Source organism: Vagococcus fluvialis, from assembly GCF_003337315.1.
Taxonomy (GTDB): Bacteria; Bacillota; Bacilli; order Lactobacillales; family Vagococcaceae; genus Vagococcus; species Vagococcus fluvialis.
Window position 1 is genome coordinate 1 of record NZ_QPJV01000013.1, and the last position, 18,120, is coordinate 18,120.

Sequence of the window (18,120 nt, forward strand, 5' to 3'; positions counted from 1 at the left end):
GCCTTATTAAAATTAAATAACTAAAAAAGATGATAAATCTGAGAGTAATCTCAAGTTTATCATCTTATATATCCGACTCATCAGTCCGATTTGACAAAGAGCCTTTTTATTTAGGTCTTAGGTTATAAATCTAATTATTTATCTCGTAAAGTCATTAATAATTCTTTTGCGATAGCAGAATTCATTTTAGGTGCTAGTCGTAATTGATTAGCAATGATTTCAATTTCTTCATTTTGAGCACCAACTTGTATGGCAAGAGAGCTAGCATGAAGACTCATGTGTCCTTTTTGAATGCCATCACTTACTAAAGCTCTAAGTGCAGCGAAGTTTTGGGCAAGTCCGACGCATAAAACAATTCTAGAAAGTTCCTCAGATGTGGTAACACCTAAAAGTTCTAAATTGCTTTTAGCAAGAGGCAAGACAGAGATAGCTCCGCCAACTGTTCCAAGAACCATTGGTAAAGTTAATTCTCCAACTAAATTGTCTTCTACAACTTCCCAATTAGTCATTCCTTGATAACGACCATTTTTACTAGCAAAAGCATGAGCTCCAGCCTCAACTGCGCGAGGATCATTTCCAGTGGCAATCACAACAGAGTCAATACCATTCATAATTCCTTTATTGTGTGTTGCTGCTCGGTGCGGGTCAAGTTTTGCATAAAGAGAAGCTTCAGCAATTTTTTGACCTAATTCCTGACCAGAAAAATTCTTCGTTTCAAGGTCTGTTAAAGGAACCTCACACGTAGCAGTCACAAGTGCTTCAGTATTGTAATTACTTAAAATAGACATTAAAGAAGCACCATTTGTTAATTCCAAAATAAAAGGAGTTAGCCCTTCTAAAATAGTATTAATAATATTCGCTCCCATAGCATCTTTTGTTTCAATTAAGAGATAAACAGTTAAAAACTCTTTGTCAGTAATAGTTGTATCTTTTATAATTTTGACATAAAAATCTTTTAGACCACCACCACGACTATGAATAGAAGGGTGGGCTTCCTTAGCTAAAGTGAAGATTTGGTCTTTATTTTTTTCAATTTTTAATTTAGCTGCTTCAATATCTGGAATATCTTTTAAGATGATTTGTCCTATTAACTCACGCTTAGAAATAGAAGTAGAAAACCCGTTACGACTAAGAATTTTAGCAGAGTTACTACAAGCAGCAATAACTGAAGGTTCTTCAACAACCATCGGAATAACTTTCTTCTCTCCATCAATGATAAAATTTAGAGCAACTCCTTCAGGTAGAGGAAACTGGCTAATTTGATTTTCAATCAAAGAATTTGCTACGTCTTCCGTTAGAAGAGGCGTTTTTTGATAAAGTTCTTTATCTGAATCAGAGATAATCCCTTGATTTACTAGTGTATCTAATCGCTCCACTCGTGTTTGTTGATAGAATTTTTTATTTTCTTGACTCAAATCAGATTCTCCTTATTGACGTTCATTGTAATGTCTTTGATGCTCACTAATGCTTGATAAATAGAAATGACTTTTATCATATTTTGCTTCACTTAGTGGATGAATACCGTCTGTTTTAGGCAATTCTTTTGTAAAAATAGCTTCATATTCTTCAATAGATAAATCATAACGATTATTTATCATTGCTTGATGCTCATCTTTAAGTAAGTGTTTTTCATAACCTTCAACTAATCTACCTGAGAAGATTTCACCAACAGCTCCAGAACCATAGCTAAAGAAACCAATTAAGTCATTTGCTTTAAGTGTATTGTCATCACTATCTAATAATGACATTAAACTTAAATACAATGAACCTGTATAAATATTTCCAATATTTCGTGTATAATCAGTTGATAATTCGTAATTTGTTAATAATAAATCAGAAACTTCTTGTGACTCATTTTCAAGAACAGGTAATAAAGCTTTTTTTCCCATTTTGCTATAAGGTAAATGGAAACAAAAGGCTTTGAAATCTGCTATCTTATAAGAACTTCTAGTTGAAAATTCTTCCCAAATAGTTGTAAAGAATTTAACATAAGCTTCATTTGAAAATTTCCCATCTACAATAGCTGTATCACGGTAATTTGGACGCCAGAAGTCAAAAATGCTTTCAGTCATAGAAACAGATGTATCTTCAATTTCAAGAATTCTTGGATTCTCACTAATTAACATAGCAACTGCTCCAGCTCCTTGAGTAACTTCACCAGACGTATTTAAACCATATCTAGAAATATCAGAACCAATCACAAGGGCTTTTCTACCTGGATGAGCTTTGATGTAGTCTTTTGCCATCATTAAACCAGCAGTTGCTCCGTAACAAGCATGTTTAACTTCAACTGATTTAGCAAAGGGTTGAATATTAAGTAGTTGATGAATAAAAGAAGCTGATGATTTTGATTCATCAATTCCTGTTTCAGTACCTACAACAATTAAATCGATTTTGTTTAAGTCATCTGCATCTAAAATTGGTAAAGAGGCGTTTGCCCCCATAGAAACAGTATCTTGAGTAATGGTAGGTACCGCCATTTTTGATTGTCCGATTCCTACTGTAAATTTATTTGGATCAATGCCACGATGTTCAGCCAAAGTAACTAAATCGATATAAGTATTTGGCGTGAAAAAATTCATTTTATCTATTCCGATCAAGATTAACACTCCTAATTAATTAATTAAACCTTTGTCATTTTATCATACATTTTAATAAGACTATAGTAATCCTATTAATTTTATAAATACTTTAATCTTTCTTATGATATAACCTAAAGGAAAGAGAGCGTTTTCTTTTTAAGAATAAGAAAAGAGGTTAACCTACAAAAGGTCAACCTCAAGTTTAAATTTTTATTCAGCTGCTTTTTCAGTAATAACTTCTGGTTCAGCAGGTGAAGCTGCTTCATCGTCCTCTTCAACAGCAACTAATTCAGCTACTGCACAAATTTGCTCTTCAGCATCTGTAACGATAGTGAAGCCATCTTGTTTAGGTAAATCACCAATCACCATTGAATCTCCAATAGCCATTTCAGTGATATCAACTTCTACACGTTCAGGTAATTTATCAGGTGTTGCTGATACCATAACAGTGTAAATATTTTGCTCAAGAACACCACCAGCTTTAACGCCTTTTGAAGTTCCAACTAAAACTAATTCAGCTTCAACTTCAACTTCTTCATTCATGTCAACTGCTAAGAATTGAGCGTGAATCCACTCTCTAGAAAAAGTATCTAGTTGATAGTCTTGTAATAGTGTACTGATTTTTTTACCATCTAAATCTAAAGTGTACACAGCGTTTAATCCATTTTCACGGATAGCTTTGTCTAATTCATGGGCATCAACTGAAAACGAAATGTTTTCCATTTTGTTACCATGAACAGCACTTGGTACTCTTCCTTCTGCTCTTAACTTTGTACGGATAGAACGTGGTCTAACCGCTCTTTTTTCTGCTTTTAATACTACTGACATAAATAATCTTCCTCCTTTAGAATAAAATCTTCATTCGGTTCGTTATTTAGTTCTGCAGTGTTAACCGAGAATTGAGCCTGTCGATTATCATGCGCTTAAAAAATGAATGTCAGCATTTTTAAGTGACGAACCATAAACTTACAAATTGATTAGGCGATTTTAATCGAATAGAAAAAGATATTCAAAATTAAAACAACAGAATTTCATACTTAGACACTCTGTTAATTGCCTGCTCATCATGATTCAAAAAACCACACTATAATATAAGCTTATGTATTAACCATACTTCTTATCCGATAAAAGGTCAAGTAATAACTTTATATTTTATTTTTTATAACTATTGTCCTTTTTAATTTTATGATAAGGAACTAAATAAGTATTTATTAACTAATTGTTCAGTAGCGTTAATTGAATCAATATGAGTGCGTTCAAAAGCATGACTAGCTTCAATACCAGCACCAATTAAACCATGTTTAACATCAGCTCCGGCTTTCATTGCAGCAGAAGCATCACTACCATAAAATGGATAAATATCTAATTGGTAAGGAATATTATTTTCTTTTGCTATATTAACAAAATGATTTCTTAAACCAAGGTGATAAGGCCCGCTACTGTCTTTTACACAAATAGAAACAGTATATTCATCTGTTTGTTGATCATCTCCCATAGCTCCCATATCAACTGCTAAGTATTCAACCACTCGTTCATCAATATTTGAGTTACCACCATAACCGATTTCTTCGTTATTTGAGAAGAAGAAGTGAGTCGTATAAGGTAATTCTTCCTTTGATTGACTTAATTTAATTAAAAATTGGATTAAAATAGCAGCACTCACTTTATCATCTAAATGACGAGATTTAATAAATCCTGAATCAGTTATTTCAGTACGAGGGTCAAAACTAATAAAATCACCAACTTGAATACCTAATTTTTTAGTATCTTCTTTTGAAAATGTTTTTTCATCTAAGCGAACTTCCATATTATCTTGATTTCTTTCAGCAGAGCCAGCATCTTTATAAACATGGACACTTGTTTGATGCATTAAAATAGTACCAGTTATTTCTTTTCCAGATTGTGTATGAATTTTACAGTATTCACCTTCGATTGAGTTGTATCTAAAACCACCAACTAAATCTAATTTTAATCGACCATCTGGTTTTATTGCTTTAACCATAGCTCCTAATGTATCAATATGAGCTGTAATAAAGCGGTGGTTCTCAGTATCTTTACCTGGTACCGTAACAATCAGGCTACCCTTTCTGTTTAGCTTAGATTTATAACCTGACTGGCTTAAAAAAGTATCGATATAGTTAATTATTGTTGCTGTATTTCCAGTAGGAGAGGGGATGTTGGTTAATTTTTCTACTAATTTGATTGTTGATAAAGTTGTCATGTAAATCCTTCTTTCTAAAAATAATACTTTCATTATACCGATAGATATTTATAAAACCAACTAAGTGACACAAAAAAACCTAAGTCAGAGTTAAAAATGACTTAGGTGTTATGTAAAATATCTTTACTAAAGTTTCTCTATCTTTAGCGAGAGGGGAATTTTAGTAGAGATGTTTTAAGTTATGTTGTTACAGATTCAGCATCATCATTTTCTTCTAAGCTAATACTAAACTTAAGAAGTAGTGGAGAAATAAGAGTTGTAACAATAATTGAAGCAATCACAACAGTGAAGAAGGTATCTGATATATAACCTAATTCTTGTCCGATTTTTGCTACAATTAAAGCCATTTCACCACGAGATACTAAACCAGAACCTACAACAAATGCAGATTTTCTATTAACCTTCATAATTCGTGAACCTAGATAACCACCAACTAATTTTGTTGCAATTGCACCAACTGAAAGAATCAGGATTAACCAAAATTGTGTAAATAAAGCTTCTACATGAATACCTAATCCAATGGAAACAAAGAAGATAGGAATAAATAAGCTATTTCCAATTGTATCTAAATCGGATTCAATTTCATGACTTGATTCATGTGTAGATAACATAACTCCAATAAAGAAAGCACCGATGATATCGCTTAGTCCCATTTCTTCTGCAAAAATAGTAAAGGCAAAACATAAAACAAGTGCCATAGCAGTTTTGGCTTTAATAGCATTTATCTTAGAAGTCATATCCATAACAGGTTTAATGAGATACTTTGCGATTAAATAGGTAATAACAAAGAATAAAACTTTTTTACCAATTACATCCCATAGCATTGGTAAAGTAAATCCAACAGTTGAATCAAAATTAACAACAGCTGTAAAAATGCTGATTAAGAGAACAACAAACGTATCATCTAAAATAGCAGCACCTAAAGTGATTGCGCCTGCTTCATTGTCTAGATAATTGTACTCCTTGAGTACTTGAACGGTAATACTTAGTGAGGTGGCACTAAAGATAATGCCTAAAAAGAGTGATTCTGGAGTTCCCATGCCAATAAGTTGGCCGAGAATTGTAATGAAGATAAATGGGACAAATACACCAAAAGTAGCAACCATAATAGCTGGTTTTAGATACTTTTTAAGTAATCCCAAATCGCTTTCGAGTCCGACTAAAAACATAAGTAGAATAATTCCTATTTCTGCAAATAGATGAATACCTTCTGTTTCACGTACAAGATTCAATAATGCTGGTCCAATGAGTAGCCCGACAGTTAATTCTCCAAAAACAACTGGAAGATTAAATCTGTTACAAAGATGACCGGCTATCTTTGTACCGAGTAAAATAAAGATGACCATTTTTAATAATTCAAAGGTCAAAAACATCCTCTCCTTCTAATATTTAATTTTTATTACATATATATAGTACCAGATTAGAAAATAACAATGCAATTTTTATGCACAAAAATTTTAAAAAAAGAACAGTCGTTAAATTCTAACGACTGTTTCTATAAGCATATTGAGGATTTTCTTTTAAGAATTTTTCATATTGTTTACGTTTATAGCTTTTTTCATCCCATAACATTAACCAAATCATAGTAAGGGGAGTTAATACAATCAAAGCAGCCTGCCAACCTAATGTACCTAAAATAATACCTAACACCAAAACGATTAATAATAATGCATATCTTCTAATTGCTTCCATTTCCTTCACTCCTTAAAATGTTAAGAACGTTTGTTCGTCTCTTTATATTTTCATTATACAAACAAACGTTCTCTTTGTAAAGAAAAAAATAAAGCAAATTTGCTTTATTTTTTAAATATGATTTCGATATAGGCCAACTACTTTACCAAGAATAGATACATTATCTAAAATAATAGGATCTAGACTATCATTTTCAGGTTGTAATCTAAAGTGAGTTGTTTCTTTGAAGAATCGTTTACATGTTGCTTCGTTTTCATCTGTCATAGCAATAACAACATCACCATTTGTAGCAGTTGATTGTTTTCTTACAATGACATGATCACCGTCGAAGATACCAGCATTAATCATACTCTCTCCGCGAATTGTTAACATAAATAAACTGCTTTCTTCATATTTTAAATCTGGTGGTAGTGGAAAGAAGTCAGATGCTTCTTCTACAGCTAATATTGGTTCTCCAGCTGTTACGACACCAAGCATTGGTATTGTAGTAGGGCGAACACCTATGACATCTAGGCCTTCAGGTGTTAATTCAATAGCACGTGGTTTAGTCGGGTCTCTTAAAATTAATCCTTTTTTTTCTAGACGAGATAAATGACCATGAACAGTTGAAGTCGATGATAGATTTACAGCTTCTCCGATTTCTCTAACAGTAGGTGGATAACCTCTTTCTTCGACTTGTTCATAAATATACTTTAAGACATCAATTTGTCTTGAAGATTGTTTTTTCGTCATAAGCTTTCTCCATTTCTTTTTTTTTGAGTGTAACATATCTGAGTAAATAAATCAAACGGGTGTTCGCTTTTTTAGAGTGGTAATATAATTGTGCTTTTATCTTAATTAAGCTAAAATTATAAATGAAATAAAGGGAGGTAGAACTTATGTTAAGTAAAGAAAAAATGGCTCGTATTAACGAGTTGGCAAAAAAATCAAAAACAGAAATTGGTTTAACAGATGCTGAGAAACAAGAACAAAAAGAATTAAGAGAAGAGTATATCGAACGTTTTAGAGGTGGTATGCGTAATCATATAGAAGGAATGAAAGTAGTCGACAATGATGGCAATGATGTAACTCCTGATAAATTGAAAGAAATTCAAAAAAATAAAGGTCTTCACGGTAGATAAAAATTTATTAAAACCTTGGAACCACTTGCAAAAGTGGACTAATAGCTGTACAATACAATAAAGGTAAAATAAACCTAAATAGGAGGATGTTTTTTTATGAAGTTCGACAATATCGATCAATTAGGCGTTAACGCAATCCGTACATTAAGTTTAGACATGATTCAAAAAGCTAATTCAGGTCACCCTGGTTTACCAATGGGGGCTGCACCTATGGCTTACACATTATGGACTAAACACTTAAAAGTTAACCCATCAACATCAAGAAACTGGGCAGACCGTGACCGTTTCATTTTATCTGCAGGACATGGTTCAGCTATGTTATATAGTTTACTTCATTTATCTGGTTATAACTTACCAATGGATGAAATTAAAAATTTCCGTCAATGGGATAGTTTAACACCAGGACATCCTGAAGTGTTACATACTGATGGGATTGAAGCAACAACTGGTCCTTTAGGGCAAGGGATTGCTATGAGTGTTGGTTTTGCTATGGCAGAAGCTCACTTAGCTGCAACTTACAACAAAGATAACTTTAACATTGTCGATCATTACACATATGCCTTATGTGGAGATGGTGACTTAATGGAAGGTATTTCTCAAGAAGCAGTCAGCTTAGCTGGTCACTTAAAATTAGATAAATTAATCGTTTTATATGATTCAAATGATATTTCATTAGACGGTCCTTTAGACAAATCATTTAGTGAAGACGTTAAAGGTCGCTTTGAAGCAACTGGTTGGCAACATATTTTAGTTAAAGATGGCAATGACTTAGAAGCCATTTCTAATGCTATTGAAGAAGCTAAAAAAGAAACAGGAAAACCAACTATTATTGAAATTAAAACAATTATTGGTTTTGGTGCTGAATTACAAGGAACAAACAAAGTTCACGGTGCTCCATTAGGCCCTGAAGGTGTTGCTGTAGCTAAAAAAGCTTACGGTTGGGATTATCCTGAATTCACCGTACCAAAAGAAGTAAAAGCACGCTTTAACGAAGATATGATTGTTAAAGGTAAACAAGCTGAAGCTGAATGGAATGAATTATTTGCTTCATATAAAGAAGCATATCCAGAATTAGCGGCTCAATTTGAAGCTTCATTTAAAGATGAAGTAACAGTTGATTTAGAAAAGGCGTTACCTGTATATGAAGTAGGAGATTCTTCTGCTAGTCGTATTACAAGTAAAGAAGCTATCCAAGAATTAGCTAAAGTAATGCCTAATTTATGGGGAGGTTCAGCTGACCTTTCTTCATCAAACAACACAATGATTGCTGGTGAGAAAGACTTTGAACCAGGATCTTATGAAGGTCGCAACATTTGGTTTGGTGTTCGTGAATTTGCCATGGCTGCAGCTATGAATGGAATTTCTTTACATGGTGGAACTCGTGTTTACGGAGCAACATTCTTTGTCTTTGTAGATTACTTACGTCCAGCAGTGAGATTATCAGCGATCCAAAAAGCACCTGTGACTTATGTGTTAACACATGATTCAGTAGCGGTTGGGGAAGATGGTCCAACTCATGAACCAATCGAACAATTATCAAGTTTACGTGGTATGCCTAATGTGAACTTAATTCGTCCAGCTGATGGAAATGAAGTATCAGCTGCTTGGAAACTAGCAGCAATTTCCAAAGAAACACCAACTGTTTTAGCTTTATCTCGCCAAAACTTACCAGTTTTAGAAGGAACAAAAGAAAAAGCTTATGAAGGTGTTGCTCGTGGAGCGTATGTTTTATCAGCTTCAAAAGAAAACACACCAGCTGGTATTCTAATTGCGACAGGTTCTGAAGTGAACTTAGCAATGGAAGCTCAAAAAGAATTAGCTAAAGAAGGTATTGATGTATCAGTGGTTTCTATGCCATCAACAGCTTTATTTGATGCACAAGATGCTTCATACAAAGAGTCAGTTTTACCAAAAGCAGTAACGAAACGAGTTTCAATTGAGATGGGATCAACATTTGGTTGGGAACGCTACATTGGATTCGAAGGTCATGCGATTGGTATCGATAGATTTGGAGCAAGTGCACCAGGAAATACAGTTATTGAAAATTACGGATTCACCGTTGAAAAAGTAGTAGAAGCATTTAAATCATTATAATAATAAAAAAGAACTGACTAGAAATAGTTAGTTCTTTTTTTTTTGGAATATATTCCAAATTTAAGAATAGTAGAAAGATAAAAAAAGAACTATACTTTTTTTGTAAGCGTTTAATAAAAAAGGAGTTTAAAACGATGAAAAATTTTACAACATGGATTGAAGAAAAAATAGTACCAGTCATATCAAAAGTGACAAACACAAAGTATTTTGTAGCTTTACGAGCTGGATTCATGGCTATTATGCCACTCACAATTATTGGATCATTCTTTTTACTTGTGACTGATTTTCCATTACCAGGATATCCAGAATTCATGGCCAATTTATTTGGTGAGAATTGGACAGTGTATATTGAATCAGCCTATCGTTCAACGTTTAATATGATGGGATTCTTTTTAGCAGGTACAATGGCTTATAAATTAGCAGAACAATATGAACTTGATAGATTGTCATCATTAATTCTATCTTTAGTATCTTACGTAGTTGTAGTTCCTAAAACAATAACTACTGAGTCAGGTGAAGTTGTTGGTCGAATTATGGCATTTGAGTGGCTAGGTACACAAGGAGTTATTACAGCTATTTTTGTTAGTATTATTAGTGTTGAAATTATTAGGTTATGCTTTAAAAAGAACTTAATTATTAAAATGCCCGATTCAGTACCTGATATGGTTTCAAAATCTTTTAGTGCGCTAATTCCAGGGTTTCTAGTAGTAACAACTATGCTAATTATTTCTGGTATTTCAATGCAATTTGCCGAATCATTTCCTCATTTAATTTATAAGATTATCCAAATACCATTAGAAGGTTTAACATCTTCTGTAGGAGCTATAACAGTTGTTGCTGGGTTGAATGGTTTATTGTGGTGGTTCGGTATTCATCCAACAGTAGTTAACTCAATTATCAACCCATTACTTAATGCAAATTCTGTTAAAAACTTAGAATTATTTCAAAATGGGCAACTTACTATGGAAACAGGAAATGTTGGAACTATTCAAATGATTGACCAGTTTGCAACGATTGGTGGTGCAGGTTTAACACTAGGCTTAGTAATTGCAATGATTATAGTTGGTCGTTCAAGTCGTTTAAAAACAATGACCAAATTAAGTGCTATTCCAGCTTTATTTAATATAAACGAACCAATTATTTTTGGATTACCAGTAATTTTTAATCCATTAATGATTATTCCGATTACTTTAGCTCCAATTATTTCAGTTTTAATTGCCTATGTTTCAATGGTAATTGGTTTTATGCCATTATTTAATGGTGTTGTTGCTCCTTGGCCAACACCACCTATTTTTTCAGGATTTTTAGTAGCAGGTTGGCAAGGTGCTGTTGTTCAAGTTATTTGTATCATTTCATCAGTTATAATTTATTACCCGTTTGTCAAAGCTTTAGATAATCAGTACTATAAAGAAGAACAATAGATTAATCTAAAGGAGCCTTACCAAATGAGCTTGCAAAAAAATATTTCGATACATGCAGATGAATTAACAGAAATGGAAAAAGATTTATTACAGTCACTTCTGCTAGATCAACAAAAAATGGATTCAGTTGATTTTACAGTTAGCAAATTATCTGAAAAATACAATGTATCAAGAACTAGTGTCCATAGATTGTCTCAAAAGATAGGTTATAAAAGTTTTACATTATTTAAGCATGACTTTTTTGTAACAACAATTAAGGATGAGGAATATGATAAAGAAGAAGCTTATTTTTTGAATAGTATGATAGAAAACTATCATATTGTTAATAAATCTATAACTAATGAAATTTTAGAAAAATTGATAAAATCCAAAAGAATTATTATTTATGGAATGGGAATGAGTAGTTATATAGGTAAGATGTTTCAAGTAAAATTATTATTATATGGCATGAACTCAGAACAGTATGATGATTCACGATTTATGAGAATTTCAGCTGCTAATTTAAATCCTGAAGAGGATGTTGTATTAGTACTTTCTAGAAGTGGAAAGCCACCAGAATTATTAGAAGCAATTGTAACAGCTAAAACAAAAAAAGTATCAATGATACTAGTGACTGAAAATAGGGATTCTCCGTTAGGTCATTTAGCTGATTATATAATTGATACAAGTCAAAGTGTGGATCAAGATATTAGTATTGATACTAGACTGAATGTGCATGTAGCAATGGATATATTAATGAAAAAATTAGTTAAAAAGAAGGAAGAAGGTTCAAAAGAAGCCGATGAATTTTGATAAAATACTATCAAGGGAAGGGAATGGCTCCAAAAAATGGAATAGAGAGTATATTAATTCACGTTTTGGAGAAGTTCCAAAAAATATTTATCCATTTTTTATAGCAGATATGGATTTTTCATTACCTAAAGAAATACATGAAGAAGTGACTAGAGAATTAAGTCATGGAGACTTTGGTTACTTTGATTTACAGGAATCCTATTATGATTCAATAGTTCGATGGTATAAACAAACCAAAGATATTACATTACAAAAAGAATGGTTACTACCTAGTGTGGGGACTGTCTCAAGTATGCACTTTATTGCTAAAACAGTAGAAAATCTAGTATTTGCGACTTTAACACCTGTCTATGGATCCTTTAAAAAATTATCCGATTACTACGGGAAACTAGTTGAAATCCCATTGTTATGGAATGAAGGGAAATACGAAATTTCTTTTGAATTATTTGAAAAATATATAATTCAAAATAATATAAATGTTATTCTTTTTTGTAATCCTCATAATCCTTCTGGTCAACTATGGAGTTTTGAAGAGTTGGAGCAACTTGTTTCGCTTTGTAAAAAATATGATGTTTTAATAATGTCTGATGAAATACATAGTGATTTATGTAAAAGAGAAAGTAACTTTATTTCTTTAATTCATTTTTTTGATAGATATAAGAATATAGTTATTAGTAATTCACCAAATAAAGCTTTTAACTTATCAGGTTTAAATAGTTCTTACATTATTACACATAATAATGAACTTCTAAAAAAAATAAATTATGAGCATGAAAAGCTTCATATAAGTGTGAATAGGGTAGGGGCAAAATATACTGAGGTAGTTTATAGAAAAGGAATAGAGTGGTTAGAAAATTTAGAAGATTATCTAGAAAATAATATAGATTTATTAATTAGTATTCTAGATTTACCGGGAATTCATGTTGTTTCCCCAGAATCAGGCTATTTAATCTGGATAGAACTAGAAAATATAAAAGATGTTGATCTATTTGTTAGAAAGTTGGCTCAAAAAACAGGAGTATTAATTGAAACAGGATCAAGATTTATATCAAATTATGGTTCGTTTGTAAGAATTAATGTAGCAACTTCTCAAAGAATTTTAGAAAAAGGAATGTTAGAATTTAAAGAATTCTATCTATCATATGAAGAGGAATAATTTACTTTGTTTTTACACAAATTGAATAATGGAATTTACAATGATGAGGTATATTAATTGTACCCTAATAAGTTTTAACTGATTTACATGCTAATTTTCATATTCATCCATAAAAAATATTCCCTCTAAATATTTTTAAAACCAGACAAACAAATGTCTGGTTTTTTTATTATACTTTTTTACTAGAGCCTGCATTTAAACCAACGAATAATAGAATAATGGTCATTCCAATAAGTAGGAATAAAGATGATTGCCAATTATTAGTTAGGTCATGAAGTAAGCCAAATAAAAATGGTCCAACAGCTGCTAAGATATAACCAATTGATTGAGCCATACCCGATAAATCTGCTGCTTCTTTTGGTGTTGATGTTCTAAGGTTAAAGAACATCATTGATAAACTAAAGGCAATTCCACCAGCAATTCCAATAGCAATTATTGATAAACTGATGACTGCAAGACTTGAGAACATTAAACCACTAATCCCTAGTGTAAACAGTGTAAAAGAAATGACGACTAAGGATTTTTGATTTGGTCGTTTTTCTGCAATAATCGGAATAATAAAAATTGTTGGTAATAGAGTTAATTGAAGTAAAGATAACATTCCGCCTGATTTTGAGCTAGGTATACCTTGACTAATTAGCATTTCTGGAAGCCAAGCAACAAGTACATAGAAAATAAATGATTGAATACCCATAAATAAAGAAACTGACTAAGCTAGTGAAGAATGCCAAATTGAATTATTAGTATCTACAACGTTAACCTCTGGAGTTGCTTTTTTATTTTTTAATTGAGGTAACCAAGCTAATAGAGCTAGGGCAGCTAAGATAATCCAAAGGCTGAAGGCTTGATTCCACGTCCATCCTAATTTTTCGATTAATGGAATACTAACACCAGAAGCAATTGCTCCTGTTAAGTTCATACTAACTGAATAGATACCAGTAACTAATCCGCTTTGATTTTGGAACTCTTGTTTAACAATACTTGGAATCAGTACATTCCCAATAGCAATCCCACATCCTAAAATAGCTGTTCCTAAAAATAAGGTAGAGATAGAAGGTAAATAGCGAATACTTAACCCTAAAATAATTAAAATAAGTGCACCTAAAATAGTTGTTTCAGTTCCGAATTTCCGAGCTAATTTTGGTGCTATAGGAGAAATAATAGCAAAGGCAATTAATGGTAAAGTTGTAATTAGCCCTGCTTGTGCTCCTGTTAAATTTAGGCTATTTGTAATTGTGCCAACTAGAGGACCAACAGAAGTAATAGGTGCTCTTAAGTTAGTAGCAATCATAATAATGCCTAAAAGTAATAAATAGTTCATTTTTTGTTTCATTCTAACTAATCCTTTCTAAAAAAATAAAACATATAATATAATATGTCTTTGCATATTATATTATATGTTATTGTATTTAACAACTATGTTTAGAAAAACATCTTCATTTGAATTATTAATGTACTCATGTTCACACCCAGAATCGAAATTAATACTGTCATAAGTTCCTAAAGAATAACTTTTATCACCAACATTTAATTCTAATAAACCATTCATAACTGTGATAATTTCAGTTGAGTGCTTCATTTGATGACTTCTTTTGATACTAGAATTAGCTTTTAAACAAACACGAAAAACTTCAATATTTTCTTCTTGGAAGACAGGTTGAACAACCCATCCTTTTTCTAAATCATTCATGAAGTAAGAAGAATCTTCTAAAACAGATGAAACTTCCTTTTCTGAATGGGAAAAACCAAGTAATTTAGTTAGAGGGACTTGCAAAGTATCAGCTAGTTTCCAAAGACTATTAAGAGTAGGGTTTGAGCGGCCATTTTCAATATTACTAATAGTGATGCCACTAACATCTGATAAAGAAGCAAGTTCTTCGATTGTTAATTTTTGCTGTTTTCTAATTCGTCTTAGTTCAACAGCAATATCATGATTTAATTGATTTTTTTTTCTATTAGGCATTATTCTTTAACATCTCCAGTGTTGATAACAGGTTGCGTTCCTTTATCTGTAATAATAGAAACAAGTAAGTTATTGATTAATTGGACACGACGATCGTCAGTGAATTGGATATCTTGTCCGTCTTCGATTTGCTCCAAAGCCATTTGAGTCATAGATACAGCACCTTCAACAATTGTTTGACGGGCTGATAAAATAGCACGAGCTTGTTGTCTTTGAAGCATAGCACTAGCAATTTCTGTAGCATACGCTAAATGATTTAATCTAGTTTCAATTACTTCAACCCCAGCAATGGCTAATCTCTCTTCTAACTCAATTTTTAATTTTTCAGATACTTCAGTTGTATTCCCGCGTAGCGTAATATCTTCTTCTTCAAAGGTATCATAGGGATACTGTGAAGCTATATGCCTAAGGGCAGTTTCACTTTGGATAGCTACAAAATTACGGTAATCATCAACAGAGAACAAAGCTTTAGCTGAATCAACTACCTTAAATACAACAACTGCTGAAATTTCGATGGGATTTCCATCAGAGTCGTTAACTTTTAGAAGTGCAGTGTTAAAGTTTTTAACTTTTAATGAGATCGTTATTTTTTGTGTCAAGGGAGTTGTAATAAATAAGCCATTGTCTTTAATGGTTCCTAAATATTTTCCAAAAAATAAAATAGCTTTAGCTTGATTAGGGCCGACAATTGTTAATGAGCTAATAAAAAAGCCAGAAATAATCCAAAGTAAGGCAGCGATAATCCCAGTAGCTAGTGTTTCGTTAATAATAGTTAAGTAAAATAGCCAACCGCCGCCAAGAACCATAATCAGTAAAATAAAAAGACCAAGATAACCATTAATATGAAATGTATTTTTTTCTTTCATGTTGTCACTCCTTTAGTAAATTTGACTCTAGTATATCATGAGATAAAAATAAGAAGCTAGATTCTAAAAAAGAAATCTAACTCCTTAAAGTATAATCATTGAATTGTTTTCTTTTTGTAGTATGAATAACCAGCAAAAGAAAAGATAAAACAAATGAGAAAGAAAATCATCATTGATTTTGGATTGGAAGAAAAGCCACCAATGACAATAATCAGACCACCAATCATCGCTAAGATCGGGGCAATTAAACCGGTGAATGTGTTAGTGACAACTTTTTGTTTATAAAGCATTAATACTTTAATATATAAAAGCATATAAAGTAGATAACCAAAAACAATGGCAATTTCACTAATGTCACCTGTACTCATTAAAGTGAATTTTTGTGTTAAGTAATGAATAAGGAACCAAAATAAAGAACATCCTAAACTAATTAATGCTGAATAATTTGTCAAAAAGCCGCGATTATTCTTAGCAACTTGTTCTGAATAAGGAATCATTTTTTTTGTTGCTAGTGCGTAAGGCATTCTGATATGTCCTAAAACAACACCATTCACGACACCAAGCATAGAAATTAAAATAAAGAGTAAAATAATAATTTCGCCACTTTTTCCAAGTAACATTTGACCAATTTCAGTTACAGCACCATTGCCTGTTGCTAAAATGTATTCAGGTCCTAAAATATGTGTCATTCCTAAAAAATAAGCTAAGTAAACAAATAAAACGATAATTGGAGCAATAATTAAAGCAATAGGCATTGTTTTTTTAGAATTTTTGACTTCGCCTGAAATACTTAATGAAATAGCCCAACCATCATAAGAAAAGGCAGTAGGAGCAAGGGCTGCTAACCAACCTAAACCAACATTTGTTAAGGGAACAGGCTCTACATTTTGAGGAATATTAGGATGGCTTCCTGTGAAAAATAGAGCAATAATCCCAACACCAATAAGTGGGATTAACTTAGCAATAGATGAAAGAACTTGAAACCTACCACCTAAAGTTGAAGAAATAATATTGATTGAATAAAAAAGTAATAAATAAAGAAGCCCGATAAACATTTGTAAGTCTAAATTATCTGGTAAATTTAAAAGTAAACACGTATAAATACCAGAGGCCCATGCGACTACAACTGCAATTGTTGGGTAATAAAGGAAAGTTTGGAACCAGCCAACAGCACTGGCAATTTTTTCAGAGTAGAATTCTTCAAAATAAGCAACGATACCACCATTTTTATTAGATCTGGCAGCAAGGTTTGTTAAGGTAATACTTCCAAAGATAATACTAAATGCTCCAATAACAAATACTAGTGCACCTAGATAAACATTTCCGCCAGTAAACATTAGAATGTCATCTACTTTAAAGAAGATACCTGAGCCAATACAGATACCAACTATCATCGCAGTGGCAGTTGAAAGGCCATAAGATTTTTTCTGATTGATAAAAATAACCTCCATTTTTGTTTTCTATAAGGAAATATACCATATCTAATTATGAGAATAAATAAAAAATTCACATTAAATAGAAAGTTAATCTGTTTGTCATCTTTTAAGGTAACTATTCAATAAAGGAGTGATATGTTAAACTATTACTAAGTGAATGAATGAGAGAAAGTAGTGATTATAATGAATCGAAAAGAAATTATAAATAATGTTCTATGGTTTGGTGGTTTAATACTTGTATTAACTTTATTAAGAGTTTATGTGTTTACACCAACTAGTGTTTCAGGGGAATCAATGATGCCGACTATGGTTGATAGAGAAAGAGTCATTGCTTCTAAATTATCAAAAATTGAACGATTTGATGTCATTACATTTCCAGCACCAGATAATCCAAAGAAAAACTATATCAAACGTGTCATTGGTTTACCGGGAGATAAGATTGAATACAAAGATGACATGCTTTATGTCAATGATAAGGCCGTTGAAGAGCCTTATTTAAAAGACTATAAAGAAAAAACAGAAGGAACAATTCGTTACGGATTACCTTTAACTCAAGATTTTAAAATGAGTGATGTTTTAGGTGAAGAAACAGTCCCTGAAGGACATTTATTTGTTATGGGAGACAATAGACAAAATTCAAAAGATAGTCGGATGGTCGGATTTATTGATGAAGATGATGTTATGGGAAATGTGAAATTTGTGTTTTGGCCACCAGAAAAATGGGGAACATTTAAATAGTTAATAAGAGAGGTTTATCTAATTGAAGATAGCCTCTT

General features: G+C 32.1%; 18 protein-coding genes. 6 read left to right on the forward strand and 12 right to left on the reverse strand.

Translation table 11 applies throughout. From position 1 onward, the window contains the following. Positions 1-134: 134 nt before the first annotated feature. The 7 genes from DFR54_RS10980 to lexA all read right to left on the reverse strand — a co-directional run bounded on the left by DFR54_RS10980 (position 135) and on the right by lexA (position 7,227). Positions 135-1,415 carry a hydroxymethylglutaryl-CoA reductase, degradative gene (locus tag DFR54_RS10980; protein WP_114290269.1) on the reverse strand — a complete coding sequence of 427 codons (1,281 nt, stop codon included), beginning with the start codon at positions 1,413-1,415 and terminating at the stop codon, positions 135-137. Positions 1,416-1,427: 12 nt separating this feature from the next. After that, the gene (locus tag DFR54_RS10985; protein WP_114290321.1) at positions 1,428-2,603 is read right to left on the reverse strand and encodes a hydroxymethylglutaryl-CoA synthase; all 1,176 of its coding nucleotides are present in this window, start codon (positions 2,601-2,603) and stop codon (positions 1,428-1,430) included. Positions 2,604-2,792: 189 nt separating this feature from the next. Then, the gene (locus tag DFR54_RS10990) at positions 2,793-3,410 is read right to left on the reverse strand and encodes a 50S ribosomal protein L25/general stress protein Ctc (protein WP_114290270.1); all 618 of its coding nucleotides are present in this window, start codon (positions 3,408-3,410) and stop codon (positions 2,793-2,795) included. 355 nt (positions 3,411-3,765) lie between these two features. Then, positions 3,766-4,803: a M42 family metallopeptidase gene (locus tag DFR54_RS10995; RefSeq protein WP_114290271.1), complete on the reverse strand. Its 1,038-nt coding sequence runs from the start codon at positions 4,801-4,803 to the stop codon at positions 3,766-3,768. A gap of 179 nt (positions 4,804-4,982) precedes the next feature. Beyond that, the gene (locus tag DFR54_RS11000; RefSeq protein ID WP_167798965.1) at positions 4,983-6,170 is read right to left on the reverse strand and encodes a cation:proton antiporter; all 1,188 of its coding nucleotides are present in this window, start codon (positions 6,168-6,170) and stop codon (positions 4,983-4,985) included. A gap of 115 nt (positions 6,171-6,285) precedes the next feature. Then, complete coding sequence (locus DFR54_RS11005; RefSeq protein WP_086342483.1) at positions 6,286-6,495, reverse strand: hypothetical protein; 210 nt, start codon at positions 6,493-6,495, stop codon at positions 6,286-6,288. A gap of 111 nt (positions 6,496-6,606) precedes the next feature. Further along, complete coding sequence (gene lexA / locus DFR54_RS11010; protein ID WP_114290273.1) at positions 6,607-7,227, reverse strand: transcriptional repressor LexA; 621 nt, start codon at positions 7,225-7,227, stop codon at positions 6,607-6,609. A gap of 146 nt (positions 7,228-7,373) precedes the next feature. Here lexA and DFR54_RS11015 point away from each other — a divergent pair, with 146 nt between their 5' ends. The 5 genes from DFR54_RS11015 to DFR54_RS11035 all read left to right on the forward strand — a co-directional run bounded on the left by DFR54_RS11015 (position 7,374) and on the right by DFR54_RS11035 (position 13,079). Next, positions 7,374-7,616: a DUF896 family protein gene (locus DFR54_RS11015; RefSeq protein ID WP_086342485.1), complete on the forward strand. Its 243-nt coding sequence runs from the start codon at positions 7,374-7,376 to the stop codon at positions 7,614-7,616. 96 nt (positions 7,617-7,712) lie between these two features. Beyond that, positions 7,713-9,710 (forward strand): transketolase, encoded by a 1,998-nt coding sequence (gene tkt, locus DFR54_RS11020; protein ID WP_114290274.1) that lies wholly within the window; start codon positions 7,713-7,715, stop codon positions 9,708-9,710. 134 nt (positions 9,711-9,844) lie between these two features. After that, entirely contained in the window at positions 9,845-11,131 is a 1,287-nt protein-coding gene (locus tag DFR54_RS11025; protein ID WP_114290275.1) for a PTS sugar transporter subunit IIC, read from the forward strand. 24 nt (positions 11,132-11,155) lie between these two features. Next, positions 11,156-11,923 carry a MurR/RpiR family transcriptional regulator gene (locus DFR54_RS11030; RefSeq protein WP_086342488.1) on the forward strand — a complete coding sequence of 256 codons (768 nt, stop codon included), beginning with the start codon at positions 11,156-11,158 and terminating at the stop codon, positions 11,921-11,923. After that, positions 11,913-13,079 carry a MalY/PatB family protein gene (locus DFR54_RS11035; RefSeq protein ID WP_114290276.1) on the forward strand — a complete coding sequence of 389 codons (1,167 nt, stop codon included), beginning with the start codon at positions 11,913-11,915 and terminating at the stop codon, positions 13,077-13,079. Before DFR54_RS11030 ends, DFR54_RS11035 begins: the two co-directional genes overlap by 11 nt. A gap of 169 nt (positions 13,080-13,248) precedes the next feature. Here the strand turns inward: DFR54_RS11035 and DFR54_RS13305 are convergent, their stop codons facing one another. The 5 genes from DFR54_RS13305 to DFR54_RS11055 form a co-directional block, all read right to left on the reverse strand. Further along, the gene (locus DFR54_RS13305) at positions 13,249-13,773 is read right to left on the reverse strand and encodes an MFS transporter (RefSeq protein ID WP_211315054.1); all 525 of its coding nucleotides are present in this window, start codon (positions 13,771-13,773) and stop codon (positions 13,249-13,251) included. Positions 13,774-13,788: 15 nt separating this feature from the next. Further along, complete coding sequence (locus DFR54_RS13310; protein ID WP_211315055.1) at positions 13,789-14,412, reverse strand: MFS transporter; 624 nt, start codon at positions 14,410-14,412, stop codon at positions 13,789-13,791. A 60-nt stretch (positions 14,413-14,472) separates the two neighbouring features. Then, on the reverse strand, positions 14,473-15,042 hold the full coding sequence (locus tag DFR54_RS11045) for a helix-turn-helix domain-containing protein (protein ID WP_086342491.1): 570 nt from the start codon (positions 15,040-15,042) through the stop codon (positions 14,473-14,475). Next, entirely contained in the window at positions 15,042-15,908 is an 867-nt protein-coding gene (locus DFR54_RS11050) for an SPFH domain-containing protein (RefSeq protein ID WP_086342492.1), read from the reverse strand. The genes DFR54_RS11045 and DFR54_RS11050 overlap by 1 nt, the downstream gene beginning before the upstream one ends. A 95-nt stretch (positions 15,909-16,003) precedes the next feature. Beyond that, complete coding sequence (locus tag DFR54_RS11055) at positions 16,004-17,359, reverse strand: APC family permease (protein WP_114290277.1); 1,356 nt, start codon at positions 17,357-17,359, stop codon at positions 16,004-16,006. 168 nt (positions 17,360-17,527) lie between these two features. Here DFR54_RS11055 and lepB point away from each other — a divergent pair, with 168 nt between their 5' ends. Continuing rightward, positions 17,528-18,082, forward strand: coding sequence for a signal peptidase I (gene lepB, locus DFR54_RS11060; protein WP_114290278.1), 555 nt, complete (start codon positions 17,528-17,530; stop codon positions 18,080-18,082). The last annotated feature ends 38 nt before the right edge of the window (positions 18,083-18,120 follow it).

Excerpts from the sequence above, each read along its gene's own strand:
- DFR54_RS10990 (WP_114290270.1), bottom strand. The coding sequence starts at position 3,410 with ATGTCAGTAGTATTAAAAGCAGAAAAAAGAGCGGTTAGACCACGTTCT.
- DFR54_RS10995 (WP_114290271.1), bottom strand. The coding sequence starts at position 4,803 with ATGACAACTTTATCAACAATCAAATTAGTAGAAAAATTAACCAACATC.
- DFR54_RS11005 (WP_086342483.1), bottom strand. The coding sequence starts at position 6,495 with ATGGAAGCAATTAGAAGATATGCATTATTATTAATCGTTTTGGTGTTA.
- lexA (WP_114290273.1), bottom strand. The coding sequence starts at position 7,227 with ATGACGAAAAAACAATCTTCAAGACAAATTGATGTCTTAAAGTATATT.
- DFR54_RS11015 (WP_086342485.1), top strand. The coding sequence starts at position 7,374 with ATGTTAAGTAAAGAAAAAATGGCTCGTATTAACGAGTTGGCAAAAAAA.
- tkt (WP_114290274.1), top strand. The coding sequence starts at position 7,713 with ATGAAGTTCGACAATATCGATCAATTAGGCGTTAACGCAATCCGTACA.
- DFR54_RS11025 (WP_114290275.1), top strand. The coding sequence starts at position 9,845 with ATGAAAAATTTTACAACATGGATTGAAGAAAAAATAGTACCAGTCATA.
- DFR54_RS11030 (WP_086342488.1), top strand. The coding sequence starts at position 11,156 with ATGAGCTTGCAAAAAAATATTTCGATACATGCAGATGAATTAACAGAA.
- DFR54_RS11035 (WP_114290276.1), top strand. The coding sequence starts at position 11,913 with ATGAATTTTGATAAAATACTATCAAGGGAAGGGAATGGCTCCAAAAAA.
- DFR54_RS13305 (WP_211315054.1), bottom strand. The coding sequence starts at position 13,773 with ATGGGTATTCAATCATTTATTTTCTATGTACTTGTTGCTTGGCTTCCA.
- DFR54_RS13310 (WP_211315055.1), bottom strand. The coding sequence starts at position 14,412 with ATGAAACAAAAAATGAACTATTTATTACTTTTAGGCATTATTATGATT.
- DFR54_RS11045 (WP_086342491.1), bottom strand. The coding sequence starts at position 15,042 with ATGCCTAATAGAAAAAAAAATCAATTAAATCATGATATTGCTGTTGAA.
- DFR54_RS11050 (WP_086342492.1), bottom strand. The coding sequence starts at position 15,908 with ATGAAAGAAAAAAATACATTTCATATTAATGGTTATCTTGGTCTTTTT.
- DFR54_RS11055 (WP_114290277.1), bottom strand. The coding sequence starts at position 17,359 with ATGGAGGTTATTTTTATCAATCAGAAAAAATCTTATGGCCTTTCAACT.
- lepB (WP_114290278.1), top strand. The coding sequence starts at position 17,528 with ATGAATCGAAAAGAAATTATAAATAATGTTCTATGGTTTGGTGGTTTA.